Source organism: Streptomyces sp. CBMA29 (assembly GCF_014596445.1).
In the GTDB taxonomy this organism is placed as follows: domain Bacteria; phylum Actinomycetota; class Actinomycetes; order Streptomycetales; family Streptomycetaceae; genus Actinacidiphila.
On record NZ_MECL01000122.1, the window covers coordinates 1 to 25491 of the forward strand.

General features: G+C 72.6%; 28 protein-coding genes and 1 pseudogene. 14 read left to right on the forward strand and 15 right to left on the reverse strand.

Going from position 1 to position 25491, the window contains the following annotated elements; all coding sequences use genetic code 11:
- Positions 1–321: 321 nt before the first annotated feature.
- Positions 322–954, reverse strand: coding sequence for a hemerythrin domain-containing protein (locus BGM09_RS17040; protein WP_317452736.1), 633 nt, complete (start codon positions 952–954; stop codon positions 322–324).
- A 331-nt stretch (positions 955–1285) separates the two neighbouring features.
- Between BGM09_RS17040 and sigJ the strand changes: the two genes are divergently transcribed.
- On the forward strand, positions 1286–2383 hold the full coding sequence (gene sigJ, locus BGM09_RS17045; RefSeq protein WP_317452737.1) for an RNA polymerase sigma factor SigJ: 1098 nt from the start codon (positions 1286–1288) through the stop codon (positions 2381–2383).
- Here sigJ and BGM09_RS17050 read toward each other — a convergent pair.
- The 4 genes from BGM09_RS17050 to BGM09_RS17065 form a co-directional block, all read right to left on the reverse strand.
- Positions 2380–2862, reverse strand: coding sequence for a cupin domain-containing protein (locus BGM09_RS17050; protein WP_317452738.1), 483 nt, complete (start codon positions 2860–2862; stop codon positions 2380–2382). The genes sigJ and BGM09_RS17050 overlap by 4 nt on opposite strands.
- 62 nt (positions 2863–2924) lie before the next feature.
- Complete coding sequence (locus tag BGM09_RS17055; protein ID WP_188282459.1) at positions 2925–3455, reverse strand: flavin reductase family protein; 531 nt, start codon at positions 3453–3455, stop codon at positions 2925–2927.
- 490 nt (positions 3456–3945) lie between these two features.
- Positions 3946–5094, reverse strand: coding sequence for a hypothetical protein (locus BGM09_RS17060; protein WP_188282460.1), 1149 nt, complete (start codon positions 5092–5094; stop codon positions 3946–3948).
- 83 nt (positions 5095–5177) lie between these two features.
- Positions 5178–5900 carry a L,D-transpeptidase family protein gene (locus tag BGM09_RS17065; protein WP_188282481.1) on the reverse strand — a complete coding sequence of 241 codons (723 nt, stop codon included), beginning with the start codon at positions 5898–5900 and terminating at the stop codon, positions 5178–5180.
- 100 nt (positions 5901–6000) lie between these two features.
- On the opposite strand from BGM09_RS17065, the gene BGM09_RS17070 reads away from it, so the two are divergent.
- On the forward strand, positions 6001–6303 hold the full coding sequence (locus BGM09_RS17070) for a hypothetical protein (protein WP_188282461.1): 303 nt from the start codon (positions 6001–6003) through the stop codon (positions 6301–6303).
- A 35-nt stretch (positions 6304–6338) separates the two neighbouring features.
- Here the strand turns inward: BGM09_RS17070 and BGM09_RS17075 are convergent, their stop codons facing one another.
- Together BGM09_RS17075 and BGM09_RS17080 are read right to left on the reverse strand one after the other, a co-directional pair.
- Positions 6339–6899 carry a GNAT family N-acetyltransferase gene (locus BGM09_RS17075; RefSeq protein WP_188282462.1) on the reverse strand — a complete coding sequence of 187 codons (561 nt, stop codon included), beginning with the start codon at positions 6897–6899 and terminating at the stop codon, positions 6339–6341.
- Between the two features lie 148 nt (positions 6900–7047).
- A complete protein-coding gene (locus BGM09_RS17080) occupies positions 7048–7590 on the reverse strand; it encodes an SRPBCC family protein (protein WP_188282463.1) in 543 nt (180 codons plus the stop codon).
- 229 nt (positions 7591–7819) lie between these two features.
- Between BGM09_RS17080 and BGM09_RS17085 the strand changes: the two genes are divergently transcribed.
- Entirely contained in the window at positions 7820–8284 is a 465-nt protein-coding gene (locus BGM09_RS17085) for a universal stress protein (RefSeq protein WP_188282464.1), read from the forward strand.
- Here BGM09_RS17085 and BGM09_RS17090 read toward each other — a convergent pair.
- Both BGM09_RS17090 and BGM09_RS38510 read right to left on the reverse strand, forming a co-directional pair.
- Positions 8268–8939, reverse strand: a complete 672-nt coding sequence (locus BGM09_RS17090; protein WP_188282465.1) for a winged helix-turn-helix domain-containing protein — start codon at positions 8937–8939, stop codon at positions 8268–8270. The two genes, BGM09_RS17085 and BGM09_RS17090, sit on opposite strands and share 17 nt — an antisense overlap.
- Before the next feature lie 94 nt (positions 8940–9033).
- On the reverse strand, positions 9034–9162 hold the full coding sequence (locus BGM09_RS38510) for a hypothetical protein (protein WP_262928374.1): 129 nt from the start codon (positions 9160–9162) through the stop codon (positions 9034–9036).
- Positions 9163–9345: 183 nt separating this feature from the next.
- Here BGM09_RS38510 and BGM09_RS17095 point away from each other — a divergent pair, with 183 nt between their 5' ends.
- On the forward strand, positions 9346–9513 hold the full coding sequence (locus BGM09_RS17095) for a hypothetical protein (protein WP_188282483.1): 168 nt from the start codon (positions 9346–9348) through the stop codon (positions 9511–9513).
- 235 nt (positions 9514–9748) lie between these two features.
- On the opposite strand, the gene BGM09_RS17100 is transcribed toward BGM09_RS17095, so the two are convergent.
- Positions 9749–10981 carry an acyl-CoA dehydrogenase family protein gene (locus BGM09_RS17100; protein ID WP_188282466.1) on the reverse strand — a complete coding sequence of 411 codons (1233 nt, stop codon included), beginning with the start codon at positions 10979–10981 and terminating at the stop codon, positions 9749–9751.
- Positions 10982–11131: 150 nt separating this feature from the next.
- On the opposite strand from BGM09_RS17100, the gene BGM09_RS17105 reads away from it, so the two are divergent.
- The 9 genes from BGM09_RS17105 to BGM09_RS17145 all read left to right on the forward strand — a co-directional run bounded on the left by BGM09_RS17105 (position 11132) and on the right by BGM09_RS17145 (position 20044).
- Positions 11132–11776, forward strand: a complete 645-nt coding sequence (locus BGM09_RS17105; RefSeq protein ID WP_188282467.1) for a TetR family transcriptional regulator — start codon at positions 11132–11134, stop codon at positions 11774–11776.
- Positions 11777–12029: 253 nt separating this feature from the next.
- Positions 12030–13268 (forward strand): MurT ligase domain-containing protein, encoded by a 1239-nt coding sequence (locus BGM09_RS17110; RefSeq protein WP_188282468.1) that lies wholly within the window; start codon positions 12030–12032, stop codon positions 13266–13268.
- A gap of 100 nt (positions 13269–13368) precedes the next feature.
- The gene (locus BGM09_RS17115) at positions 13369–14097 is read left to right on the forward strand and encodes a type 1 glutamine amidotransferase (RefSeq protein WP_188282469.1); all 729 of its coding nucleotides are present in this window, start codon (positions 13369–13371) and stop codon (positions 14095–14097) included.
- A 248-nt stretch (positions 14098–14345) separates the two neighbouring features.
- Positions 14346–15371, forward strand: a complete 1026-nt coding sequence (locus BGM09_RS17120) for a 6-phosphofructokinase (RefSeq protein WP_188282470.1) — start codon at positions 14346–14348, stop codon at positions 15369–15371.
- Positions 15372–15541: 170 nt separating this feature from the next.
- Positions 15542–16498 carry a cytochrome c oxidase assembly protein gene (locus tag BGM09_RS17125; protein ID WP_188282471.1) on the forward strand — a complete coding sequence of 319 codons (957 nt, stop codon included), beginning with the start codon at positions 15542–15544 and terminating at the stop codon, positions 16496–16498.
- A 15-nt stretch (positions 16499–16513) separates the two neighbouring features.
- Positions 16514–17566: a hypothetical protein gene (locus BGM09_RS17130; RefSeq protein ID WP_188282472.1), complete on the forward strand. Its 1053-nt coding sequence runs from the start codon at positions 16514–16516 to the stop codon at positions 17564–17566.
- A gap of 148 nt (positions 17567–17714) precedes the next feature.
- Entirely contained in the window at positions 17715–17876 is a 162-nt protein-coding gene (locus BGM09_RS17135; protein ID WP_188282473.1) for a hypothetical protein, read from the forward strand.
- A 209-nt stretch (positions 17877–18085) separates the two neighbouring features.
- Positions 18086–18811, forward strand: coding sequence for a lysophospholipid acyltransferase family protein (locus BGM09_RS17140; RefSeq protein ID WP_188282474.1), 726 nt, complete (start codon positions 18086–18088; stop codon positions 18809–18811).
- Positions 18812–19000: 189 nt separating this feature from the next.
- Positions 19001–20044, forward strand: coding sequence for an NAD-dependent epimerase/dehydratase family protein (locus tag BGM09_RS17145; protein ID WP_188282475.1), 1044 nt, complete (start codon positions 19001–19003; stop codon positions 20042–20044).
- Positions 20045–20065: 21 nt separating this feature from the next.
- Here BGM09_RS17145 and BGM09_RS17150 read toward each other — a convergent pair whose 3' ends face one another.
- The gene (locus BGM09_RS17150) at positions 20066–20668 is read right to left on the reverse strand and encodes a DUF1707 domain-containing protein (protein ID WP_317452740.1); all 603 of its coding nucleotides are present in this window, start codon (positions 20666–20668) and stop codon (positions 20066–20068) included.
- 204 nt (positions 20669–20872) lie between these two features.
- On the opposite strand from BGM09_RS17150, the gene BGM09_RS17155 reads away from it, so the two are divergent.
- The gene (locus BGM09_RS17155; protein ID WP_188282476.1) at positions 20873–21727 is read left to right on the forward strand and encodes a TIGR02452 family protein; all 855 of its coding nucleotides are present in this window, start codon (positions 20873–20875) and stop codon (positions 21725–21727) included.
- An 82-nt stretch (positions 21728–21809) separates the two neighbouring features.
- On the opposite strand, the gene BGM09_RS17160 is transcribed toward BGM09_RS17155, so the two are convergent.
- The 4 genes and pseudogenes from BGM09_RS17160 to BGM09_RS17175 all read right to left on the reverse strand — a co-directional run.
- Complete coding sequence (locus BGM09_RS17160; RefSeq protein ID WP_188282477.1) at positions 21810–23411, reverse strand: alpha/beta hydrolase; 1602 nt, start codon at positions 23409–23411, stop codon at positions 21810–21812.
- A 215-nt stretch (positions 23412–23626) separates the two neighbouring features.
- Positions 23627–24445: an urease accessory protein UreD gene (locus BGM09_RS17165; protein ID WP_317452741.1), complete on the reverse strand. Its 819-nt coding sequence runs from the start codon at positions 24443–24445 to the stop codon at positions 23627–23629.
- A 5-nt stretch (positions 24446–24450) separates the two neighbouring features.
- Positions 24451–25152 (reverse strand): urease accessory protein UreG, encoded by a 702-nt coding sequence (ureG, locus tag BGM09_RS17170; RefSeq protein ID WP_188282479.1) that lies wholly within the window; start codon positions 25150–25152, stop codon positions 24451–24453.
- Between the two features lie 105 nt (positions 25153–25257).
- Positions 25258–25491 (reverse strand): annotated as a pseudogene (locus BGM09_RS17175) (urease accessory protein UreF); the annotation flags it as partial.

Here is a 25491-nt window from a genome sequence, read left to right on the forward strand (position 1 = left end):
GCCTCGCCGTGCCGTCCGGCGCCGTGCCTGCTCCCGCACGCCTGCGCCCAGTAGTCGCGGGCGCCCAGTCCCGCGGGCGAGACGATGCCCAGACCTGTCACCACCACAGCGCCGGTCACGGCACCCTCCGCAGCAGCTCGGCCGCGCCGGGCACCCGCCCGGTGCGGCGGGCGGGCGGGGCCGGTCGGGCCCGCTCCACGATCGCCGTGCTGTCCATGGCCACGCCTTTCCACAGTGCCCGAGCGCGGACACCGCGCCCGGTGGCGCGGTGTCCGTCGATTCCGGCCGTTCAGGCGCCCGGTCGTCGGTGCCCGGGTCCGGTCAGACCTTGAACAGCTCCTTCTTCGCGTAACCGCGCTGCCAGATCAGCTTGTTGACGACCCGCAGCGGCGGCGGGAAGGACCCGAGGAACCGCTTCTGGTCGTCCGGCGTCGCGTCGTCGATGACCCAGGGGATGTAGACACTGACGCCGCTGATGCCGAGGTTCTTGGCGTTGGCGAGTCCGAAGGTCCGCCATTCGGCGGGCGACAGCACGTCCTGGATCAGCGGCAGCGCGGCCTCCTCCTCGTGCGTGAAGTGGCCGTCCATCACCTGGTAAAGGTCCTCGATCAGCGCGGCCAGGTCGCCCCCGCCGCCCTTGATCGCGGTGTCCACCGCCTCGATGCGCGGGCCCAGCTCGGCGTGCTCCTCTTCCATCTCCTTCATCAGCCGCTGATCGTCGGGACGGTCGGCGATCTTGGCCTCCACCTGCGGCCACAGCGCCCGGTCCTCGACCGAGTGGTGGTTGTGGAGCTGGTGATCGAAGTTGTCCCACCCCGCGCGCACCTGCGGCGCCGTCGCCTGACCGGCGGCCACCGCGGTCGCCAGCCGCCGCAGGTCGCGTCGGAACGCCTTGTGCGTCGCATACATGACGGTGAAATCGATGTCCACGTTCGGGTCTTTCGACTCGGCCACGACGGCCCACCACTTTCTTCGTGCGAATGTCGATATCGGCCCCCCGGGGATCGGGGTGACCGCTCGGAGCCTCGACGGTCCGGAGGCTCCCCTCAGGGCCCGGCGTCCGGGCCACCGCCAGACCGTGTCCGGCCCCGCGGACAAAGAGCTTCGGGCCACGGTCAATGTGACATCGTGGCACCGTGTGATCATTCCAGCACTCATGGAGATCGGTGGGGCGTGCCGGAATATCGCAGGTGAAAGAGACGCGCGTCACATTTCGCGGCGGGAGTGTCACGCTTTCGGGTCCGCGGTACCTCATAGGAGAAACGCATCACGGGAGGCTCACATCGTGTCCGACACTCCGGCTCAGCTCCCCTCGGCTGCTGGTGACCGCGCGACCGAGGTGTTCGTCGGCCATCGGGAACTTCTGTTCTCGGTGGTCTACAACCTGCTCGGCAGTGTCTCCGACACCGAGGACGTCCTCCAGGAGACCTGGCTGGCCTGGGCCCGCCGGGTCCGCCAGCCGGACGCCGAGGAGATCGACAACCCGCGCGCGTACCTGGTGCGGATCGCGGTCAACCAGGCGCTCGCCCGGCAGGCCACGATCAGCCGCCGCCGCGAGACGTACATCGGGCCCTGGCTGCCCGAGCCGCTGCTGACCCGTACGCCCGAGGCCCTCGACAGCCCGCAGGGCGCGCGGGCCGTGGACGCCGCGGAGTCCGCCCTGCGCACCGAGTCGGTGTCCATGGCGCTGCTCGTGGTGCTGGAGACGCTGACGCCGCTGGAGCGGGCGGTCTTCGTCCTGCACGAGGTGTTCGGTTACGCGCATACGGAGATCGCCGAGATCCTGGGCCGCAGCCCGTCCGCGATCCGGCAGCTCGCCCACCGGGCCCGCGAGCACGTGCAGGCCAGGCGGCCCCGCTACCAGGCCGATCCGCACCTCCAGCAGCAGGTCACCGAGCGCTTCGTGGCCGCCGCGCTCGGCGGTGACATCGCCGAGCTGATGAGCCTGCTCGCGCCGGACGTGACGATGTGGACCGACGGCGGCGGCAAGGTCCGCTCCGCGCTCCGGCCGGTCAACGGCCGCGACAAGGTCGCCCGCTTCCTCAACGGCTACGCCACCGGCCGGCTGCCCGAGTCGCTGGACATCCGCTACCAGCAGGTCAACGGCGACCCGTCCGCCGTCGTCTTCTCCGGCGACTCGCCGTACGCGGTCATGGTCATGGACCTCAACCCGAGCAACGACCAGATCACCGACATCTACCTGGTCACCAACCCCGACAAGCTCTCCCGGGTCCGGCTCGACGAGAGCGGTGAGCCGACGGGCGCGCCGCGGCTCGCGCCGGACGCGGTGCCCGAGCAGGATCCGGACCCCGCACCGGATCAGTACCCCGAGCAGGAGAACGCCCACCCGCAGCAGGCGGCCCGCCGCGGGGACACGCCCTAGACTCGGGGGCCGCCGTGGGGGCCGCCCTGCGGGCGGGCGGCGGTGATGCCGTGCCGCTCGCCGACCGCCTTGATCGTGTCCCAGTCGGGCCGCTCAGGGCGGATCAGCACCTCGCTCAGCTCCTCGAAGAACAGCTCGATGCCGCCGGGCGTCATCGTGCAGAGCATGAGCCCCGTGGTCTCACCCACGTTGAAGAAGGAGTGCCACACGCCGCGCGGGCCGTGCACCATCGTCCCGGCGGGCGCCTTGTGGATCTCGTCGCCGACCTTGACCTCGAATTCACCCTCGAGGACGTAGAAGGACTCGTCGGTGTCGTGGTGCACATGCCACACCGAGCCCTCCCCCGCGGGCATCCGCACCTCGTAGAACGAGGAACGGCCGCTGGTGTCCGAGCCGCGCAGCAGGAAGCGGGTCTCCTCGCCTCCGCCGTAGGTGATCGGTACGACGTCCTCCAGTCGGACGACCTTGCCGGAATCCACGCCCACCACATCCTCCACCGGTCGAAATTCGGGAATTCGCAGAAACGTCGGAGCTGGGGCGGTCAGCCGTCGATGATGGGGTGCACGCCGCGCAGCTCCTCCTCCAGCGCGCCGAGCCAGCCGCGGAAGAAGACCAGCGGCTCCTGGTGCTGCCGGGGCACGCCCAGCTCGACCACGCGGCCGAGGAAGATCGTGTGGTCGCCGCCGTCGAACTCCTCGACCAGTTGGCAGGACAGGAACGCCAACGCCTCGCTCAGCACCGGAACGCCCGTCACCGACGGGTGGTTGGCCACGTCGTGGATCTCCGCGGTGCCCTTGCCCGCGAAGGCGCGGGCCACGCTCTCCTGCTGCCCCTGGAGGAAGTTGACGACGAATTTCCCCGACTCCTGGACCACGGACCGCAGTCGGGACTCGTTGTGCAGGCAGAACAGCACCAGCGGCGGATCGAGGGAGACCGAGGTGAACGAGTTCACCGTGGTGCCCTCGGCGTTGCCGTCCTCGCCGCTGGTGATCACCGTCACGCCGGTGACGAACATCCCGCACACCGTCCGCAGCGACCGGCCGTCCACCGGATGCGCCTGATGCAGTGACATCAGTCTGCTCAACGGGGCCGGTTCGCCCACCCGTTCACCGGGCGGTACCACCGTATTTCCGGCGACGGTCCCGGCCGCCACCGCGTTCGACGACATCGCACCTGCCATCGTCCACACCTCCCACACCACAGAGCCCGACAACGCGATTCAGGGTCCGCACCCGGACGTCAGGGGACGGTCATGATGGTCGTTCCGAGAGATTCGGAAAGATTTCGGAGAGATTCCTAGAGATTCCTAGAGATTCTGAGAGAAAGGACCGCGCCGGGGGCTTTCGCCGACACCGCACCGGATCCTGACTACCAGGTTCTTCGGTCCGCCGGTCCGTCACAAGATCCCCGGTTTCAGGTCTCGGTCAGGAACCACAGATGCACCGCCCGACCTTCCAGAAAGGGCCAGGCGCGGGTCACAGGAGTGTCAGATCCGGCGGTCGGCGGGCGAGAGCCGTCCGAGGGCGGCCGGCAACTGACGGTTGTCCGGAGGCGGTTGTCCGTCAGACCGCACGGCCGAGCGCGGTGAGCATCTGCCGGCCGCCGGGGCCGAGCGGGAAGCAGTTGGTCCTGGCGAGCCCGGCGCGCAGCGCGAGGCTGCCGCCGAAGGACGCGAGGTCGGCGTCGGGCGCGGTCACGACCAGCGCCACGCCGAACCGGCCGCCGACGGCGACGACGCGCTCGGCGAGCCGCGTGGCCTCCAGGTCGTCGGCGAAGACGAGTCGGCAGTCCTCGACGGCGAGGACGATGCCCTGCCAGGTGTCGGTGGGGTCGGGGACCGGGCCGTGGTGGCGGGCGCGGTCGGCGATCACCGCCACCGCGTCGCGCAGCAGGTCCACGGTCTGTTCGCGGGTGGCGGCGGTACGGGCGGCGGCCTCGGCGATCGGCGCCGGGGTGTCGTGCCGGCCGCCGGGGTCGGCCAGCCACAGCGTGAACTCCTCGCGGCACGCGGCCTCGTAGAGCACCAGCAGCAGGAAGTTGCTCTTCCCGCTGCCGGGCGCGCCGCAGATCAGACCGCTCTCCATGCCGGTGCCGGGGGTGTTGAGCTGCCAGTAGGCGGGCTCGCCGGTCGCTCCGACGCCGACGCGGTGCCGTCCGGTGGTCTCGTCGTAGGTCGGGCCGGGATAGCGCGGTCCGCGCTGCTGGGGCACGGTGTCGCGGGCGGCCCTGGTCTCGGCCTCGCTGAGCGCGGACTCCAGAACGCGGCGGGCGCGGTCGGCGACCTCGGGGTCCACGGCTCCGGTCGCCACGGCGGTGTCGTGCTCGGCGACGGCGAGCAGGCGGCGCCTGGCCCGGTCGTCACCCGCGGCTCCCGCGTCGACCACCAGTCGGGCGGCGCGCTCGCACAGGTCGGCGGCCCTGGCGTAGGCGCGGGCATCCTCCGGCCGTTCGAGCCGCATGTCGACCGCGGTGCGGTAGCAGGTCCTCGCGGTCGTCTGGAGGCGGCCGAGGTCGGCTCCGAGGGCGATCAGGACGAACTGGGCGTGGACGATCTGGACGGCTTCCGCGTGCGAGAGCATCCTGGGCCCCGTCTCCGTCCCGACCGTCTCCCCCGAGCCGCCGTCGGCCTCGCGTAACAGGCAGTCGGTGCCGTGCGTCCACGCGTGGACGACGTCTTCCACGGCCTGCGACCGGTCCTCTGCGAACGACACGGCAATTCCCCTTCGCGTCACTGGTGTTGCGCCTGTGCCCTACGGTACGGGGCGGTAGCGTCACCCAACAGCGCGCCAGGGGGTCAGTAACCGGTCAATGCCGTGCCGCCGTCGACGGTGCCGATGGCGATGTGCGGCTGCGCCGCGGGCCGCAGCCACGCGAGGATCCGGCTCATCGCGTCGGCGGGTACGGAGACGCAACCGGCCGTCGCGCCGCTGCCGTTGACGTGCAGGAAGATCCCGGCGCCACGGCCCTTGACCGGCTTGGCGTAGTTGAAGTCGATCAGGACCGCGTGCGCGTACTGCCCGGGGTAGTCGGCCAGGCGCTCGGACTCGGTGCCCCGGCAGTCCTTCGGCAGCGGGTCGACCCAGTGGTTGTAGGAGGTGGACTGGGTGTCCTCGCACCACCAGGCGGTCGGGGTCACCGCGCTGTACGGCAGGGTGGTGCCCGCGGGCGCGGCGGCGTTGCCGAAGGCGAGCGGCAGCCCGTAGAGGCCGGTGGGCGTGGTGCTGGTGTTCTGGGTGCGGGTCGCGCCGTCGGCCAGGCCGTGGGCGCCGAAGCGGGCGGCGACGGTGCCTACGGCCTTCCAGCCGCCGCTCTGCTTCTCCCACCAGGTGAGGGTGCCGCTGGTGGAGCCGAGGGTGGGGGCGCTCGCGGTGATGAGCTGGGTGCCGCCGCCGGTGTCCTGCATGATCTGCGGGAGGTTCGCCACGGGCCGGGGCTGCGCCGTGCCCGAGCCGGGACCGGGACCGGCGCCGGTGCCGCCAACCGCGAGGGTGGTGGCGAGGGCTGCGGCGGTGACCAGGGTGGTCGGGGTCAGTGTGCGCACGGGGTCTCCTCGGTGCGGTGGTGGCGGATGAGCGCCAGCCGGGTGTGTGCGGGGTGGGGATGGGCAGCAGCTAAGCATGACCGTTGTGGTAATCGGCCGTATGGAGAGCATTGTCAGCTCCGCGACCACGGTCCTTCGCGAGGAGGGTTTCGACGCGCGTGGCGTCACCGGCGCGCGCGACGCCGTCTCGCTGATCGGCGCGGGCGGCGTGACGGCGCTGGTGATCGGCGGCGGTGTGGGCCCGCTGACCCGCCGCCGTCTGCGAAAGGCTGCCGCCGCGCACGCGGTGACGGTGATTCGGGGCGGCCTGCGCGGCCAGGACGTGCGCGGTTACGTACGGCAGCAGATCGTGCCTCAACTGCGGGCCGTTGGTTCCTGACGCCCCGAAACGGGCCCGCGACCGGTCCGTGACCGTCAGCCGGTCGCCGTGGGAGCCCCGGCCGGGGCGGCCTCGGGGATGTCCGGCGTCAGGTCGATCACCCAGTCGTGGCACCTGATCGGGTGGCCCTTGGGGTACTCGAAGTCGACCTCGCCCAGCAGTGTGAAGCCGGCCTTGCGGCAGACGGCGTTCGACGCCGGGTGGCCGACCTTGGGGAAGGCGTGCAGGCGGCGGTGAGCGCCCGCGGCCCTGGCCGCCTCGGTCACCGCGCGGGCGGCGGTCGCCGCCAGGCCCCGGCCCTGGAACTCCGGGAGGATCGCCCAGCCGGTCTCGTAGACCTTCCCGCCCCGCCACGTCTGTTCCCAGTAGCCGATGGAACCGGCGACCTCGCCGTCCGGGACGAGCACGACGCGGTACATCCGGCCGCCGGTCCGCACGATGTCCTGGTAGCGCTGGTGCCGGGAGAGCAGTTGCTCCTCGGTCTCCGGTCCGCCGAGGTGCTCGGTCATCTCGGGTGCGTTCGTCCTGCGGAGCAGCCACAGGTCGTCCGCCGACCAGGGCTCGATGCGAATCCGCGGCTCATGTGCGTCGTTCATGTCCGCACCGTACGACGGGGGTCCGACAGTCGGACCCGGGGCAGGCGGAGCCGGACATGAAGGAGCCCCGGCCGGGACGGGGGGACCAGGCCGGGGCAGCAAAGGGTGAAGAACGTGTGCGAACGTCTTCACATTATTAGTTTAACACTCAATGAGCGAAGTCAAAGCCACTCGGCGCGGACGGGGACCGCACCGGGCCCTCGGGGGCCGAGGCGACCGCGGGAGCGGACACGGGAGCGTGCAGCGGGGCGGCCGGTGCGCGGGAGCCGCCGAGCAGATCGCAGAATTTCCGGGCGTCCGCGGGCAGGTCACGGCGCCAGGCCATGGCCACGACCGGGGCGAGCAGTACGAGGGCCGCGCGCAGCGAGCTGGTGACCGACAGCCGCACCAGCGTGCCGTCGGCGTGCGCGGCGAGCTCGAAGCCGTACACGGGCACCTGGGTGCCCAGCGGGCACCACATGCGCTGGCCGCGGAAGACTATCCGGCGGCCCGGTTCGAAGGCGGCGCACACCAGCCGGTGCGGTCTGCGCCGTCCGGGATAGCGGTAGCGGTACTCCGCGTCCACGCCCGGCGGGACGGGCGCCGAGTCGACGAAGGCCACCCCCGAGCTCCACAGGGCGAGATTGCGGGCGTCGGCGAGGAAGTCGAAGACCTCCGTGGTCGGCCTCGACACGAACACGTTCGTGGACACGCTCGGCATCACAAACCTCCCCGGTAGCGGCGTGGGCGGCGAGCCGTCGCGGGTACGCCGACCACACCCGTGGGGTGCGCGGCTCCGGCGCGGTACCGCCGCCTGTTTCACTCCTCTCGCACAGCGTGCCCCGCAAAGGTGCACATGTCGTGGCAATGCGCCCATTGGAGTGAGAACGCTGTGTGCCGGGGGATGAAACCGCAGGCCGGAGGCCGATAGCCTGGCGCGCGTGGAAGAGCAGAAGCTGCCGGCGCACTTCGAGCGCGGCACGGACGGACCGAAGGTCATCCTCGCCGGACTGGACGGCTCCGACACGTCCTGGCGGGCCGCCGCGTACGCGGCGGGGCTCGCGCGCCGGCAGCACGCGCTGCTCACCCTGGTCTACGTGCAGCCGTACATGCCGACCGGCGCCGCCCTCGGAGTCCCGGTGTCGGAGGTCGACACCGGGATCGCCGAGCAGCTCATGGCGGAGATCCGCGACTCCGTCGAGCGGTTGCAGGGGACGTTCACCGTGCGGTGGGAGTTCCACACCTTCCGCGGCGACCCCTACAACGGCCTGACCACGGCCGCGGAACAGCTCACCGCGGACGCGGTCGTGGTGGGCGCCTCGGAGCGCGCCGGGCACCGGTTCGTCGGCTCGGTCGCCGTCCGGCTCGTGAAAGCCGGACGGTGGCCGGTCACTGTCGTGCCGTAGCCGCGACGGTCGAGGGCGCGGGCGCGCCGGCGTTCGAGGTCGATACCGGCGCGGCGGGGGCGTACTTGTAGCCGACCCGGCGCACCGTCACGATGCTGGCGCGGTGCTCCGCGCCGAGCTTGCGACGCAGCCGGGCGACGTGGACGTCGACCGTGCGGCCGTCGCCGACATGTCCGTATCCCCAGACCGTGGTCACGAGTTGGTCGCGCGAGTGCACCCGGTGCGGGTGCGCGACGAGGTGCGCGAGCAGCTCGAACTCCAGGTAGGTCAGGTCGAGTTGGCGGCCGTCGACCGCGGCGGTGCGACGCTCGTCGTCGATGCTGATCGGCACCTGGGACAGCGGGTCGGAGGTCTCCGCCCGGCCGGTGCGGAAGTCGGGGGCCGGGGCGGGGACGGCGGCCGGGACCTGCTCGGCCGGGACGAGCACCAGGTAGCCGACCATCGGGGCCCCGCCGGGGACGGCGGGCAGCACATGCCCCGGCGCGGGCAGCCAGGTGGCGCCGGGCGGCAGGAAGTCCGGTGCGGGCGGCACCTCGTCGGGGCGTACGGCGCGCAGTCGCTGCCGGTTGGCGGCCGGAGCGCCGCCGGAGGAGGGCGCGCCGCCCGGCCGGGCGGGCAGGGTGGGAAGGGAGTGGACGTTCGGCAGATTCGACATGATTCGGCTCTTTCGCGCGATGGGGTCGTCAGGACGCCGTATTGCGCGGGGACCGGTGGCTGCGGGCAGCGGCTCGGAGGCCGGTGCGGCGGGGTCAGCTCAGGACGCGGGTCCGCGCGGGGGTCGCGCGGCAACACCAGCGGTCGAAGTGGTGCTCCTGCCGGGACGGCCAGAAGGGTTCGAGGTCGTCGCGACCTGTCCCGGAGTCAGTAGTGCTGGCCATGTGTCCCATTGAACCAGACGACATGCGCGTGCGGTGAGCGCCCGGACACACTGGTGCCGCTTTGCCCGCATTCGGGCCACTGACCTGGGCGGGCGCTTTGGGTCGGCGCGCGGGCCGACCCGGAGCGCGGACGGCGCCGGGCGCGGGTCTACCCTGGGCAGCCGGACCATAAGGAGTACCCCCATGCATACCCACATGGATCTCGGCGCGTTCCACGACGTCACGACGTTCGCGATGTCGAATTCGCCCGGCCCCGGTCCGGTGATGCGCAGCGTCATCGTCGTCTCGGTGGTCGGCGTGGTGTTCCTCGCCTGGTTCCTGCTGCGCGGTTACCGCAACGACGGAGACTAGGCACGCGGGGCCGCACCGGGCGGCGCCGGGCGTCTCGCGCGCAGGCCGTACGCGACCTCGTAGGCGTACAGCCAGGTCAGCGGCCCGACGGCGCCGTCCGCCGAGCCGAGCGCGGCGACGTAGTGCCGCTGGAGGGCCTTGACCTTGGTCAGGTCGAGCGCGGTGGCCGCCGGGACATGCGTCAGGGGCGGACACCCCCGGCGTCCGCCCCTGAGTCCTGCGGCGTCGCGCCGCCTCAGCGCAGCGGCATCCCGGACAGGGTGCGGGCGATGACCAGCCGCTGGATCTCGCTGGTGCCCTCGAAGATCGTGTAGATGGCGCTGTCGCGGTGCATCCGCTCCACCGGGTACTCGCGGGTGTAGCCGTTGCCGCCGAGGATCTGGATGGCCTGGGCGGTGACCTTCTTGGCGGTCTCGCTGGCGAAGAGCTTAGACATCGAGCCCTCGGCGGAGGTGAAGGGCTTGCCCGCCGTCGCCATCCAGGAGGCGCGCCAGACCAGGAGGCGGGCGGCGTCGATCTGGGTGCGCATGTCGGCGAGCTGGAAGGCGACACCCTGGTTGTCGATGATCGGGCGGCCGAACTGCTCGCGGCCGGTGGCGTATTCGAGGGCGTATTCGTACGCGGCGCGCGCCGTGCCGACGGCCATGGCGCCGACCGCGGGACGGGATGCCTCGAAGGTGGCCATCGCCGCGTTCTTCACGCGCTCACCGCTGTCGCCGCTCTTGGCGCGCTCGCGGGCCCGTGCCAGCCGCTCGTCCAGCTTCTCCTTGCCGCCGAGCAGGCAGTCGCCGGGAATCCGTACGTCCTCCAGGACGACCTCGGCGGTGTGCGAGGCGCGGATGCCGTGCTTCTTGAACTTCTGGCCCTGGGAGAGGCCGGGAGTGCCGGGCGGCACGATGAAGGAGGCGTGGCCCTTGGTGCCCAACTCCGGGTCGACCACGGCGACCACGACGTGGACGTTGGCTATGCCGCCGTTGGTGGCCCAGGTCTTGGTGCCGTTGAGCACCCACTCGCCGGTGGCCTCGTCGCATACGGCGCGGGTGCGCATCGCGGAGACGTCGGAGCCCGCGTCGGGCTCGGAGGAGCAGAAGGCGGCGAGCTTGACGTCGTCGGCGTCGCCGTACATCTGCGGGACCCAGGTGCCGATCTGCTCCTCGGTGCCGTTGGCGAGGACGCCGACGGCGGCGAGTCCGGTGCCGACGATGGACAGGGCGATGCCGGCGTCACCCCAGAACAGCTCTTCCATGGTGAGCGGGATGCCCAGGCCCGTGGGGTCGAAGAACTGCTGGGCGTAGAAGTCCAGCGAGTACAGTCCGATCTTGGCGGCCTCCTGGATGATGGGCCACGGGGTCTCCTCGCGCTCGTCCCATTCGGCGGCGGCCGGGCGCATCACGTCGGCGGCGAAGCCGTGGATCCAGTCGCGCACGGACTGCTGGTCGTCATTGAGTTCGAGCGTGAAGTCGCCCATCTTCCCCTCCACGTGCCGGTTACTAGCGGTAACAGCAGTCTGTTACCGACTGGTAGACCATGTCAACTCATTCCCGCCGCGCGCGGCGGGCGGCTGGCGGGGTGTTACGTTGCGCTGACCACCAGCAATCGAACAATCGGGGAGGCGCGGGTGGACACCGGCCAGCGGCAGGACCAGCGGACGGCCACGGAGCGGCGCCGGGCGGAGCTGCTCGAAGCGGCCGACCGCGTCGTCCTGCGGGACGGGCCCGAGGCGTCCATGAACGCCATCGCCGCCGAGGCGGGCATCACCAAGCCGATCCTCTACCGGCACTTCGGCGACAAGAGCGGCCTGTACCGGGCGCTGGCCAAGCGGCACACCGACGCGCTGCTGGCCACCCTGCGGGCCGCGCTGGACTCCCCCGGCGACCGCAGGGACCGCGTCGAGGCCACCTTGCACGCGTATCTGTCCGCCATCGAGGCCCACCCGCAGGTCTACCGCTTCCTGATGCACCCGGCCGAGGCGCCCGCCGACGGCGACAAGGGCCTGGACGCCGGACGGCACTCCGTACCGCTGCTGCGCCGCATGGGCGAGGACCTGGCCGAGGTGATCGCAGAACGCCTCGACCTCGGCCCCGACTCGGAGCAGCTCGCCCGTGCCTGGGGACACGGCATCGTCGGCATGATGTACGCGGCGGGCGACTGGTGGCTCGGCGAGCGGCCGTTCTCCCGCGACCTGCTGGTCAGGCACCTGGCCGACCTGCTGTGGGGCCGCCTCGCGGCGGCCGGCGACCGGGCGGGCAGCCCGGGGCTGTGACGCGGTCGACGGGTCAGGAACCGCGGGCGGGCCGCACCCGTCCCCACAGACAGCGCCGGTGGCGCGGATGCCCCCGGCGCGCGTGGAGTTCGGCGCACGGCCCGACCGGGGCGGCGCGGTGCGGTCCGGGGGCCCGGAGTCGATAGGCTGAGCCGGGACCGAACCTTGTCGGCCGCCCAAGTGGCGCTCGGAGGCGTACAACCAGCCGCCACAGGGCAGCGGGGCCGGTCGCAGTCGAGGAGGAAGAGAGACGATGGCAGGCAACTCGGAGCCGCTGTCGCCGCGGGCGAAACTGGCCGTGACGGCGGGCAAGGTGGCGGCGGGCGTGTCGCGTGCGGCAGGCCGTGGCAGCGGCTCGGTGATCGGCGGCAAGGTGGCGCTGAGATTCGACCCCGACCTGCTGGCCAGGCTCGCCCGGCACCTCGACGTGATCCTGGTGTCGGCGACCAACGGCAAGACCACCACCACCCGGCTGCTGGCCGAGGCGCTGCGCGCGGGCGGCCCCGTCGTCTCCAACGCGCTCGGCGCGAACATGCCCGCGGGGATCACCTCCGCGCTTGCGGGCGGCTCCGAGGCGCGTTTCGGCGTGATCGAGGTCGACGAGAAGTACCTCGCGGGCGTCGCCCGCGACGTCGCCCCCAAGGCCATCGCGCTGCTCAACCTCTCCCGCGACCAGCTCGACCGCGCGGCCGAGACCCGCATGCTGGCCGAGAAGTGGCGCGAGGGACTGGCCGGGGTCGAGGCGATCATCATCGCCAACGCCGACGACCCGCTCATCACCTGGGCCGCCTCCTCCAGCCCGACCGTGGTGTGGGTCGCGGCGGGCCAGGAGTGGAAGGACGACGCCTGGTCGTGCCCGTCCTGCGGCGGCGTCCTGCAACGCCCGTCGGAGGACTGGTTCTGCGCCGAGTGCGGCTTCCGCCGCCCCACCCCGACCTGGGCGCTGTCCGGCGACCACGTGATCGACCCGCACGGCTCCGCCTGGCCGATCCACCTCCAGCTCCCGGGCCGCGCCAACAAGTCGAACGCGGCGGTCTCGGCCGCCGCCGCCGCCGCCTTCGGCATCGACCCCAAGGTCGCGCTGGAGCGGATGTACGCGGTGCAGGCGGTCGCGGGCCGCTACGACGTGGTGAGCTTCCAGCAGCGCGAGCTGCGGCTGCTGCTGGCGAAGAACCCGGCCGGCTGGCTGGAGACGTTCTCGCTGATCGACGGCCCGCCCACGCCGGTGATCCTGTCGGTCAACGCGCGCGGCGCCGACGGCACCGACACCTCCTGGCTGTGGGACGTGGACTACACCCGGCTGGCCGGACACCCGATCATGGTGATCGGCGACCGCAAGCTGGACCTCGCGGTCCGCCTCGAAGTCGCCGGGCTCCAGTTCCGGGTCTGCGCCAGCCTCGACGAGGCGGTGCGCTCCGCGCCGCCCGGCCGGATCGAGGCCATCGCCAACTACACCGCCTTCCAGGACCTGCGCCGCCGGGTCGGCAACTGACCGCGACCACGTCGCGTGGACGCCGCATGACCGCGACCACGTCGCGCCATACCGCGTCGCATCGCGTCACGTTGCTGACGACGGACAAGGAGAAGCACGCATGAGTGAGTCCAGCCTCCGCCTGGTGTGGGTCTACCCCGACCTGCTGAGCACCTACGGCGACCAGGGCAACGCGCTGGTGGTGGAGCGCCGCGCCCAGCAGCGCCGGGTGCCGGTCACTCGGGTCGACGTCCGCTCCGACCAGCCGGTGCCGACGTCCGGGGACATCTATCTGATCGGCGGCGGCGAGGACCGCCCGCAGCGGCTGGCCGCGGAGCGGCTGCGCCGCGACGGCGGGCTGAACCGCGCGGTCGCCAACGGCGCGATCGTCTTCTCGGTCTGCGCGGGCTACCAGATCCTCGGCCACGAGTTCGTCAACGACCTCGGCCGCCCCGAGCCGGGCCTCGGCCTGCTCGACGTGGTGAGCGTGCGCGGCGAGGGCGAGCGGTGCGTCGGTGACGTCCTGGCCGACATCGACCCGCACCTCAATCTGCCGCCGCTGACCGGCTTCGAGAACCACCAGGGCGTCACCCATGTCGGCCCGCAGGCCAGGCCGCTGGCCCGGCTGCGGATGGGCAAGGGCAACGGCACCGGGGACGGCACCGAGGGCGCCTTCAACGACACGGTCTTCGGCACGTACATGCACGGTCCGGTGATGGCCCGCAATCCACAGATCGCCGATCTGCTGATCAAGCTCGCGCTCGACGTCAACGCGCTGCCGCCGGTCGACGACCAGTGGTTCGAGGCGCTGCGGGCCGAGCGGATCGCGGCGGCAGTACAGCCCGCGTGACACCGGTCCGGCCCGCCTGACCCGTACCGCGCCCGTGTCCTCCCAGGAGGGCGCGGGCGTCGTGTATCGCCGGGGGTCCGACGCGGGTCCGTCACGCTGCGCAGGCGTTCCCCGGAGTTCGAGTAATCGTCAGGTGTCCGCAGTTCGGTCGCCGTGGAGGCGTGACAGCCGCTCTCGGTAAGCTGGCCGCGATCCATCCGGACGACGGGGTCCGGCCGTCCGGTCGAGTTGCGGGAGTAACGAGAGCAATGCGTATTGGTGTGCTGACCAGCGGTGGCGACTGCCCCGGGCTGAACGCCGTCATCCGGTCCGTGGTGCACCGCGCCGTGGTGGACCACAGTGACGAGGTCATCGGCTTCCACGACGGGTGGAAGGGCCTGCTCGAGTGCGACTACCGCAAGCTGGACCTCGATGCCGTGAGCGGCATCCTCGCGCGCGGCGGCACGATCCTCGGCTCCTCGCGGGTCCAGCCCGCCCACCTGCGCGGCGGGGTCGAGCAGGCCAGGGGCCACGTGGCCGACCTGGGCCTGGACGCGATCATCCCGATCGGCGGTGAGGGCACCCTCAAAGCGGCCCGGCTGCTGTCGGACGCGGGCCTGCCCATCGTCGGTGTGCCCAAGACCATCGACAACGACATCGCGTCCACGGACGTGACCTTCGGCTTCGACACCGCCGTGATGGTGGCCACCGAGGCCCTGGACCGGCTCAAGACCACCGCCGAGTCGCACCAGCGGGTGCTGATCGTGGAGGTCATGGGGCGGCACACCGGGTGGATCGCGCTGCACTCCGGGATGGCGGCGGGCGCGCACGCGATCCTGGTGCCGGAGCGGCCGTTCGACGTGTCGGAGCTGGCGCGGGTCGTCGGCCAGCGCTTCGAGGCGGGCAAGAAGTTCGCGATCGTGGTGGTCTCCGAGGGCGCCAAGCCGCGCGAGGGCACGATGGACTTCACGTCGGGCGCGACCGACATCTACGGCCACGAGCGGTTCAGCGGCGTCGCCAACCAGCTCTCGGTCGAGCTGGAGGAGCGGCTGGGCAAGGAGGCCAGGCCGGTCATCCTCGGGCACGTCCAGCGCGGCGGCACGCCCACCGCGTACGACCGCGTCCTCGCCACCCGCTTCGGCTGGCACGCCGTGGAGGCCGTCCACAAGGGCCGGTTCGGCATGATGACGGCGCTGCGCGGCACCGACATCACGCTGGTCCCGCTCGGGGAGGCCGTCGAGCACCTGAAGACGGTGCCCGCCGAGCGGTACGTCGAGGCCGAGTGCGTGCTGTGACGTACGTGTCCTGACGCCTCATGACGTGCTCCGACCACGTGTGTCGGCGCTCCCCGCCCCCGGCCGAATCGGCGTCCGGGGGCGGTTCTACTCTGGAGCGGGCACAAGGGTCGAATCGGAGCACGGGCCGGACCGGCAGCACACGGCCCGGCGCGACAGGAGAGTGACGGATGGACCACGGCGGACACGGCATGCACATGGACTTGCCGCCGTTCACCCTCGGCCGGGGGCTGTCGTTCAGCGGCGGCGATCCGTTCTTCCTCATCGGCTGCCTGGTGGCGCTGGTCCTCTACGGCTGGGGCGTGCTGCGGCTGCGGCGGCGCGGCGACTCGTGGTCGCCCGGCCGTACCGTGGCGTTCGTCACAGGGGTGCTGACGGTCGCTCTGGTGATGTGCACCGGGCTCAACGACTACGGCATGGTCATGTTCAGCGTGCACATGGTGCAGCACATGGTGCTGAGCATGCTCTCGCCGATCCTGATCCTGCTGGGCGCGCCGGTGACGCTGACGCTGCGAGCGCTGCCCGCCGCCGAGCGCGGCCGCACCGGACCGCGCGAGCTGCTGGTGAAGCTGCTGCACAGCCGGTATCTGCGGATCATCACGCACCCGGCCTTCACGCTCCCGCTGTTCATCGCGAGCCTGTACGGGCTGTACTTCTCGCCGATCTTCGACAGCCTGATGCAGACCAGGACCGGGCACATCGCGATGATGGTGCACTTCCTGCTGGTGGGCCTGCTGTTCTTCTGGCCGATCATGGGCGTCGACCCGGGGCCGCACCGGCCCGGCTATGTGATGCGGATGCTGGAGCTGTTCGCGGGGATGCCCTTCCACGCCTTCTTCGGCATCGCGGTCATGATGGCCAGCGAGCCGATGCTGACCACCTTCGAGCACCCGCCCGCGTCGCTGGGCATCGACGCGCTCGGCGACCAGACGGCTGCGGGCGGTATCGCCTGGGCGTTCAGCGAGATCCCGTCGGTCGTCGTGCTGGTGGCCCTGCTCTTCCAGTGGTACACCTCCGAGCAGCGGCAGGCACGGCGCGGCGACCGGGCCGCGGACCGCGACGGTGACGCGGAACTCGTCGCGTACAACGCGTATTTGGCATCGTTGGAGGCGCGCGGTCGCGGCTGACGGAGGGGGCCCGGGATGGGCGAACAGGTACGGATCTCGGGGGCGGCGCTGGAACTGCCCGGCGGGGTCACGGTCCGCTTCATGCGGACGCTGCGGCTGCCCGAGAAGGGCACGCACCCGCTGCCGCCCGGCCTGGGCTCCTTCCCGCTGCGCCGCGTGGGCGACTTCGCCGGGCGGACTCCGGAGCGGTGGCGCGCGCACGGCGGGGTGCTGCTGCCGGTCTACCAGCGCGAGGCGATGTGGCTCAGCTTCTCCTCGGCCGCGCCCGCCGCCCTCCAGGTCGGTGTCGGCAAGGTGTGCGCCGTGTCGGGCCGGCCGTGGAGCGACCGCCTGTCGCGCGATCCGCAGAATTACGTGGTGCTGCCCCGGCAGCCGTGGCTGGACGGCATCAACTCGGGCCCCGGCACGATCCGGCAGTTCGTCGCCGTGCCCCTGGGGCTCGGCGCGACCGTGGAGGGGCAGGTCTCCGGCGAGGAGGTCTGGGGCGGGGTGCAGCTCCAGGTGTTCGAGTTGCGCGAGGAGCCGCTGGCGCGCTGGCGCGCCGAGCAGAGCCGCAGGACGGTGACGACGAACGGGCCGTGGGGTGTGTCGGCGCAGGCGGCCGGGGGGTACGGCGGCCCGGCGCTCCCGGCGATGGCTCCTGGCGCGGGTCCCGTGCCGCCGCCCGCGCCGATGGCGGCCAGGTCGGCGCCCGCGATGGGGCTCGGCGCGGGCGGCCGGATGCGCCAGGAGGTGTACCGCGACGAGCGGCCCGCGCAGGACTGGCGGAAGAAGCCGTCCGGCCGGGTCTTCGTCCATCTGGCGACCGCCCCGCAGTGGCGGGATCTCACCGGCGAACCGGCGCCCGCGTCCCCGGTGGACCGGGCGGCGTACAACGCGGCGGGGCTGCCGTGGTTCGACTACTACGACGCGGAGGGCGAGGATCTGGCCGCAGCCGAGCCGCTGGCCGGGGTCGAACCGGTCGGTGACTGGCTGGGCGACGACGAGCAGCCGTGGACCGCGCCGAAGCCGGAGCAGATCAGGCACCTGGGCGACGATCCGGGCCGGGTGACCGACGGGGAGTGGTGAGCGGCCCGGTGAGCGGCCCGGTGCGCGGCGGGCCGTGCGGCGTGGTGGCGCGCGGGGTGCCCGTGGGGTCACCATGAAGGCAGGGCCGCGATACGGCTTCCGCCTCGTCGGCGGGTGCGCGCACGCGCCTGCGGAAGGGAGGCGTGCCATGCCGGGTTCCGTGAAAGCGATGGCGTTGACCACGGTGGCGTTTCTGGTGGCGGTGGTCGCCTACACCGTGGCACTGGGGTCGAACGGCTGGCTGTGGTTCGGCTGGGCGGTGCTGGGACTGTGCACGGCGGGGGCGGCGGCGATCCGGGAGCCGCACTGAGCGTGCGGGCGGGCTGAGCAAGCGGGCCGCGCTGAGCAGGCGGGCGGGCTGGCGAGCGGGCTGAGCGGGCCCCGGGCCGGGCAAAGGCGCGGGTCGCGGGCGTGCTCCGGGCTCGCGCGGCGGGGACGTGGGCACTACTCTGCCGGGGCACCGAGGATCGGGGCACCGCTGTCCGGGCGCACCGGGACGGGTCAGGGGAGGCAGCCACCGTGTTCTACCGACTGCTCAAGTACGTGGTCCTCGGGCCGCTGTTGCGGCTGATGTTCCGGCCCCGGATCGAGGGGATGGAGAACATCCCCGAGAGCGGCCGGGCGATCGTCGCGGGCAATCACCTGTCGTTCACCGACCACTTCGTGATGCCCGCGATCCTGCCGCGCCGCATCACCTTCCTGGCCAAGGCCGAGTACTTCACCGGTCCCGGCCTGAAGGGGCGGCTGACGGCGGCGTTCTTCCGCAGCGTCGGACAGATCCCGGTCGACCGGTCGGGCGGCAAGGCGTCACAGGCGGCCGTCACCGCGGCGATCGAGGTCCTGGAGCGTGACGAACTGCTGGGCATCTACCCGGAGGGCACCCGCTCGCACGACGGGCGGCTGTACCGCGGCAGGACCGGCGTCGCGCTGATGGCGCTGCGCGCTCAGGCCCCCGTGATCCCCTGCGCGGTGCTCGGCACCTTCGAACTCCAGCCGCCGGGACGGAAGATCCCGCGGATCGGCCGGGTCACCATCCGCTTCGGCGAGCCGCTGGACTTCAGCCGCTTCTTCGGCATGGAGGAACAGCGGTACGTGGTGCGGTCGGTGACCGACGAGATCATGTACGCGATCATGGCGATGTCGGGTCAGGAGTACGTCGACCGGTACGCGGGCGAGGTGAAGGCCGAGCACGCGGCGCTCGCGCAGAGCGGCACCGGGGGGCGGCTGCGCCGCAAGTCGTCCTGATCGATCCGGAGTCCCGGCACGCCTTGCCGGTTGTGCGCCGTGCCCCGCCGGAACACCCCGCCGGAACCCCACACGCTGCCGTGCCCCGCCGGAACCCCGTCACACGCTGCCGGGATTGCGCCGAGGGCGAATCCGCGCAGGGCGAACCTCTCTGTTCCGCACGGTGCCCGCCCGCATAGCCTCCCCACCATGACGGGAACCGCGTTCGTGATCGGCGCTTCTGGACAGATCGGGCGGCAGGCCGTACGCGCCCTGGCCGCGGACGGCTGGGAGGTGACGGCCGCCTCGCGCGGCGGCGGCTCGGACGAGGGGTGGCCGCCGGGCGTGCGTACGGTCCGGGTGGACCGCTCGGACAGCGCCGCGCTGACCGCGGCGCTCGGCGCCGGCTGCGACGTCCTGCTGGACTGCGTGGCCTACGACGGCGCCGACGCACGGCAGTTGCTGTCGCTGTCCGACCGGATCGGATCCGCGGTGGTGATCTCCACCGCGGCGGTGTACGAGGACGAGGCGGGCCGCAATTTCGACACGCAGGCCGAGCCGGACGGCTCCCCGCGCTTTCCGCTGCCGATACCGGAGACCTGCGCGACGGTCGCGCCGGGCCCCTCGACGTACGGCACCCGCAAGGTCGAGCTGGAGCGGACGCTGCTGGAGGCGGGCGACCGGCTGCCCTCGACGCTGCTGCGCGCCGGGGCGGTCCACGGCCCGCACAGTCCGCTGCCGCGTGAGATCCACTTCGTGAAGCGGGCGCTGGACGGCCGTCCGGTGCGGGTGCTGGCGTACGGGGGCACGAGCCGGTTCCATCCGGTGCACGCGTCGAACATCGCCGAGCTGGTCCGGCTGGCGGCGGCGAAGCCGGGCTCCCGCGCGCTCAACGCGGGTGATCCGCGGGTGCCGACGGTCGCGGAGATCTCCGCCGCGGTGGACCGGGCGCTCGGCGTGACCAGCGAGACCGTGCTGGTGGACGGGCCGCCGCCGGAGCCGACGGTGGGCGACACTCCGTGGGGCATGCCGTACCCGATGGTGCTGGACATGTCGGCGGCAGAGCGCGAGCTGGACTACCGCCCGGTCACCTCGTACGAGGAGTCGCTGCCGGGGACGGTGGCCTGGCTGGCGGCGGAACTGGACACGGCGGACTGGCGCGAGGTGTTCCCGCTGCCCGCGCGGCTGTCGGAGCACGGCGACTGGTTCGACTACGCGGCGGAGGACCGCTGGCTGGCCGGGCGCGGGGCGTGACGTCCGGTCGCCGGGGCGGTGTCAGCGGCCGTCCCGCCAGGGCCACTTGAAGCGGCGCATCACCCGGACGTGGCCGAAGACGGAGCGTCCGGTGATCCGTACGACCGGTCCGTCCACGCCGCTCTTGTCGCTGCGGCGGCCGTGCTGGGAGCGCTTGCCGAACAGCGCCGTGCCGACGTCGTAGACCTGCGCGTGGTCGGGGACGATGACCTCGACCTTGCCGAAGAAGGAGTCGGCCTGGATGACCACCTCGCGGCGGGTGAACACCGCCTGCCGCAGGTCGATCACGACGGCGCCGAAGCTGGCCCGTACGACGGTGTGCGGCGGCACCGGCCACTGGCCGGAACGGCGGACCTTGCTGAACAGCGCCCGCACCGCCTCGTTGCCGGCGGGCGAGGCGAGCGGGGCGCCGGGCGCGGGGGCGGGCAGGTCCGCGGTGAGCGGCGCCAGTTCGCCGCGGGTCCTGGCGGCGTAGGCCGCCTCCATCCGCTCGGCGTGCTCCTCGGCGGTCAGCCGGCCCGCGGCGAAAGCCTCCGCCAGCAGCGCGGCCGTACGGTCGCGCTCGTCGTCGGACGCCCGCATCCTCGGTTCGCCGGAACGCGCCTTCGGGGACAGCTCGGACACGGCACTACCTCCCAGGGGAACGGAACGCGACTCACGCTATATCGCGTCTACCGCCGCCCGCAAGAAGCCGGCCGGAAGGCCGGACGAAGCGCGTACGAAGCCCGTACGAAGCGTGGGCGCGGCCCGTAAGGACCGGCCCGAAGGCCCCCGCGACCGCCCGAATTCACTCGCGCCTGAGCCCGTACACCCCCTACCGTCCTGGGCATGAGTGCTCGTCTGCGGAACATCGCCACGGAGAATCAGCGGATCGCGGCGGAGGGCGGGTACGACTGCCCGGCCGGACGGTACGTCCCGCTCGGCGAGGCCATCGCGGCGGCGGCCGACGGAACCCGGATGTACGGTCCCGGGCCGGTCGCGGTCCCCGGCGAGGGAGCGTGGGGCGACGGGCCCGTGCGCTGCGAGGTGACGCCGGAGAGCAGCATGGAGGCGGCGGCCAGGCTGGTCGCGGCCGACACCTCGGGCGGCCCGGTGGCCGTGCTCAACTTCGCCTCCGCCCGCAACCCCGGCGGCGGTTACGTCAAGGGAGCGCAGGCGCAGGAGGAGGCGCTGTGCCGCTCCTCCGCGCTCTACCCGTGCCTGCTGCGCGCGCCCGGCTTCTACGCCCACCACCGGGCGGACACCGATGTCTTCTACAGCGACCGCGTCATCCACTCCCCCGCCGTGCCGGTCTTCCGCGACGACCGGGGAACGCTGCTCGACGTGCCGTACGCCGTCGGCTTCCTCACCTCGCCCGCGCCGAACGCCGGGGTCATCGCGCGCACGACGCCCGAGCGCACGCCCCTCGTCGGAGCGGCCCTCGACGCGCGCGCCGAGCGGGTCCTGGAAGTGGCCGCCGTACACGGCTACCGGCGGCTGGTGCTGGGCGCCTGGGGCTGCGGGGTCTTCATGAACGACCCGGCGCGGGTCGCCGCCGCCTTCGCCCGGCTGCTGACCGGCGACGGCCGCTTCGTCGGCGCCTTCGACCAGGCCGTCTTCGCCGTCCTGGACCGGCGCGCGGACTCCCCCACCCGGGCCGCCTTCGCCGCCGCCTTCCCCGAGACCGCCGCGAAGCGGCCGTAGCCGCTTCGCCGTACGCGCGACGGGCGGCCCACCTGAGTGGGCCGCCCGTGCGGGGTCGTGCGGGTCGTGCGGGTGCTCGCGTCTAGGACGCGGCGGGTACGGGTGTCGCGTGCGGTCCGCACACCACGTCGTGGGCGTCGACCGTGCCCGTCAACAGATAGGTCTCGACACGGGAGTTGACGCACGGGTTCACCAGGTTGGTGACGCCGTGCGAGCCCGCGTCCTTCTCGGTGATCAAGCGGGAGCCCGCCAGGCGGCGGTGGAGTTCGAGCGCCCCGGTGTAGGGGGTCGCCGCGTCCCTGGTGCTCTGCACGATCAGCACGCCGGGCAGCCCGTGGTGCGAGCGGACGTCCAGCGGGCGCTGCTGCTTGACGCCCCAGGTGGCGCACGGCAGGTTCAGCCAGGCGTTCTCCCACGTCAGGAAGGGGTACTTGGCGTGCAGCGCGGTGTTGTCCCGGTCCCATGTGCGCCAATTCGTGGGCCACTTGGCGTCGGTGCACTCCACCGCGGTGTACACGGCGTTGCTGTTCTCGGCCGAGATGTTGCCCGCGGTGTCGGACAGGTCGGGCGCCGCCGCGTCGAGCAACGCCTGGGTGTCACCCGCCTCGTAGCGGCTCCAGACGCCCGCGACGGTGGCCCACGTCGAGTCGTAGTAGGGCGCGTTCTGGAAGAAGCCGAGGAGTTCGTTCGGCCCGACGACGCCGCCGATCGGGTGGCTCTTGGCGGCGGCGCGCAGCGCGAGCCACTTGCGCTCGACCTTCGCGGGCGTGTCGCCGAGGTGGTAGACGGAGTCGTACGTGGCGACCCACGCCTCCCAGTCGTCCCAGCGGCCCTGGAAGGCCACGTCCTGGTCCAGGTTGTTCCGGTACCAGATCTGGTCCTGCGCCGGGTTGACGACGCTGTCCACGATCATCCGGCGCACGTGCGTGGGGAAGAGCGTCGCGTAGACCGCGCCGAGGTAGGTGCCGTAGGAGACACCCAGGTAGTTGAGCTTCTTCTCGTGCAGCGCGGCGCGGATGACGTCCAGGTCGCGGGCGGTGTTCCGCGTGGTCATCTGGGAGAGCATCCGCGCGCCGGTGCGCTCCAGGCAGCCGTCGGCGTACTCGGCGGCGAGCTTGCGCTGCGCGAGCTTGTCGGCCTCGCTGTCCGGCACCGGGTCGGCCTTGGGGGCCTTCACGTACTCCTGCGGGTCCTCGCAGGAGATCGGGGCGGAGTGGCCGACACCGCGCGGGTCGAAGCCCACGAAGTCGTACGCCTTCGCCGTCTTGACCCACAGCGCGGAGGAGGTGGTGACCCGGACCGGGAAGCGCAGTCCCGAGCCGCCGGGACCGCCCGGGTTGTAGATCAGCGCGCCCTGCCGCTCGGCCGGGGTGCCGGTGCTGCCAGCCCGGTCCACGGCCAGTTCGACGGTCGCGCCGAACGGTTTGCCGTAGTCGACGGGCACGGTCACATAACCGCAGGTGATCGGCGACGGAATGTTCCAACTCGCCGGGCAGGCGGCCCAGTCGATGCCCTTTCGGGCGGCGTTCGCGGCGGCGATCACCACGCCGACGGACTCGGGTACGGTGACGGACCGCGCCGGTCTCGATGGCTGGTCGTGCGACTGTGCGGTGGCCGCCGGGGCGGCTGCGATGGCGCCCGCGATCAGGGCGCCGGTGGAGACGAGCACGATCGTGCGTCTCAAGGCGGAAACTCCCCTCCTGGTCCGTGGCTTGTGGCCACGGTGGTCACAGTTGCTGCGGAGCGAATCCTTTCCCCTGTGAGTCGTCTGTGAACAGGCCAGGCGGGTGATTCTTCATCAAAGTGTGATTCCGCGGACGAGTTGGGCACGAGGTGGCTGCCGCCGCACGGGTGACGGCCGTTTCCCCGGGGCCTCGGCTCGTGGCGCTCCGGGCGCTCCTACGTGGTGGGTGCCCTTTCGGCCCGGACGGCTGCCAGAGCGGCGTCCAGCAGACGGCGCAGGCGCAGGCCGTCCTTGGCCACCGCGGTGATCAGGGCGGCGGGGCCCGCGAGCGGGGTGACAGCCGCCCGGCCGTCCGCGGGGTCGGCGGGCAGTGTGCGGGCGACGGCCGGGCGGTCGGCGAATTCGGGTTCGATCAGCAGGAGTTGACCGACGGCCCGGTAGCGGCCGAGGACGGCGGGGCCGTCCCAGCCGGTGGGGGCGCCGGGGCCGAAGGAGAGTTCCTGGTCGAACAGGGGGCGGCCGTCGAGGTGGGCGGTCAGCCGGGTGCTGAGGCGGCCGGGGGGCTCCGCGTGGCGGCCGAGGATCTGTTCGTCCCGCAGCAGGAGGCGCGCGCCGGGGGCGAGGTCCACGCGCGTGGTCATCCGCAGGTCGCTGCGGTGGGCGGCGATCACCGGCTCGGGCAGCCAGCGCAGCGTGCCACCGGCGCGTACGGTCAGCCGCACGTCGTACGTCGCCAGCCCGCCGTCCCGCCCCGGCAGGGACACCGTGGCCGCGGCGGACCCCACCGCGAGCCGCGCGCCCTCCCCCACCTCCGCCTCGATCCGCAGGCGGTCGCCGCCCAGCGGCGCGCTCATCGCGCCGACCACCATCACCCCGGCCCCTTCGCCGTCGGCGCCGCCGACGACCCGGCTGCGCCGCAGCGCCAGCGGTCCTTCACCGGCCAGCACGGGCAGCGCCGTACCGCCGTACGCGTCGGCCGTGGCGACGATCCGCGCCGTGGCGACGACGCCGCGCGCGGTGTCACGGACCGCCACGTCGTTCACGCGGTCGTCGCGGGGACGGCGGCCCAGGCGGCCAGGCGGTCGCCCACCCAGGCGGCGACCGGGGCGACGCCGTCGGGGGCGGCGACGGAGGTGAGGACGACGGGCAGGTCACCGCGCTGGGCGGCGGCGTCGCGGGACATCCGGGTGAGGTCGGCGCCGACGTAGGGGGCGAGGTCGGTCTTGTTGATCACGAGGAGGTCGGCGGTGGTGACGCCGGGGCCGCCCTTGCGGGGGATGTCGTCGCCGCCCGCCACGTCGATGACGAAGATCTGCGCGTCCACCAGTCCCTTGGAGAAGGTGGCGGTCAGATTGTCGCCGCCGGACTCGACGAGGATGAGGTCGAGCGGACCGACCGCGTCCTCCAGGTCCTCGACGGCTTCGAGATTCGCGGAGATGTCGTCCCGGATCGCGGTGTGCGGGCACGCGCCGGTCTCCACGGCAGCGATCCGCTCGGCGGGCAACACCGCGTTGCGCAGCAGGAATTCGGCGTCCTCGCGCGTGTAGATGTCGTTGGTGACCACGGCGATCGACAGGTCGTCGCGCAGTCTGCGGCACAGCGCCGCGACGGTCGCGGTCTTGCCCGACCCGACCGGGCCGCCGAGCCCGATCCGCAGGGCGCGCCGCCTGCCGTCGGCGCGAACGGCGGGCGAGGAGTGCGCGTACCGCTCGGGGAAGGTCTCGGGGTGGTCGAGATGCATGGTCAACTCCGTTGGTGCGGACGGCGTTCGGAACCGGGCGGCGGATCAGGAGGCGGGTCGGATTTGGGGGCAGGCTGCGGATCAGGGGGCGGGTCGGGCGGCGGGTCAGGAGGCGAAGAGGCGTACGGGCCAGGCGGCGTGGTCCTGCGCGCCGAGGTCGAGCAGCGGCGCGGAAGCGGCGGGCAGCACGTCCGGGCCTTCGGCGAGGGCGCGTTCGGCGGCGAACGCCGCCGCGGCGGCTGCCTCGTCCACGCACGGGGCCAGCCGGGCGAGTACGGCCGCGGCGTGGAACGGGTCGAGGCTCAGCAGCCGTACGGCGGCGGTCGCGGGCCCGCTGAC

Coding starts and splice junctions, on each gene's coding strand:
- BGM09_RS17075 (WP_188282462.1), bottom strand. CDS start 6,899: ATGAACGACGCACATGAGCCGCGGATTCGCATCGAGCCCTGGTCGGCG.
- BGM09_RS17130 (WP_188282472.1), top strand. CDS start 16,514: ATGGGCGAACAGGTACGGATCTCGGGGGCGGCGCTGGAACTGCCCGGC.
- BGM09_RS38510 (WP_262928374.1), bottom strand. CDS start 9,162: ATGGCCAGCACTACTGACTCCGGGACAGGTCGCGACGACCTCGAACCC.
- BGM09_RS17155 (WP_188282476.1), top strand. CDS start 20,873: ATGAGTGCTCGTCTGCGGAACATCGCCACGGAGAATCAGCGGATCGCG.
- ureG (WP_188282479.1), bottom strand. CDS start 25,152: ATGCATCTCGACCACCCCGAGACCTTCCCCGAGCGGTACGCGCACTCC.
- BGM09_RS17070 (WP_188282461.1), top strand. CDS start 6,001: ATGACCGTTGTGGTAATCGGCCGTATGGAGAGCATTGTCAGCTCCGCG.
- BGM09_RS17125 (WP_188282471.1), top strand. CDS start 15,542: ATGGACCACGGCGGACACGGCATGCACATGGACTTGCCGCCGTTCACC.
- BGM09_RS17120 (WP_188282470.1), top strand. CDS start 14,346: ATGCGTATTGGTGTGCTGACCAGCGGTGGCGACTGCCCCGGGCTGAAC.
- BGM09_RS17110 (WP_188282468.1), top strand. CDS start 12,030: ATGGCAGGCAACTCGGAGCCGCTGTCGCCGCGGGCGAAACTGGCCGTG.
- BGM09_RS17135 (WP_188282473.1), top strand. CDS start 17,715: ATGCCGGGTTCCGTGAAAGCGATGGCGTTGACCACGGTGGCGTTTCTG.
- BGM09_RS17090 (WP_188282465.1), bottom strand. CDS start 8,939: ATGTCGAATCTGCCGAACGTCCACTCCCTTCCCACCCTGCCCGCCCGG.
- BGM09_RS17100 (WP_188282466.1), bottom strand. CDS start 10,981: ATGGGCGACTTCACGCTCGAACTCAATGACGACCAGCAGTCCGTGCGC.
- BGM09_RS17095 (WP_188282483.1), top strand. CDS start 9,346: ATGCATACCCACATGGATCTCGGCGCGTTCCACGACGTCACGACGTTC.
- BGM09_RS17145 (WP_188282475.1), top strand. CDS start 19,001: ATGACGGGAACCGCGTTCGTGATCGGCGCTTCTGGACAGATCGGGCGG.
- BGM09_RS17055 (WP_188282459.1), bottom strand. CDS start 3,455: ATGTCACTGCATCAGGCGCATCCGGTGGACGGCCGGTCGCTGCGGACG.
- BGM09_RS17115 (WP_188282469.1), top strand. CDS start 13,369: ATGAGTGAGTCCAGCCTCCGCCTGGTGTGGGTCTACCCCGACCTGCTG.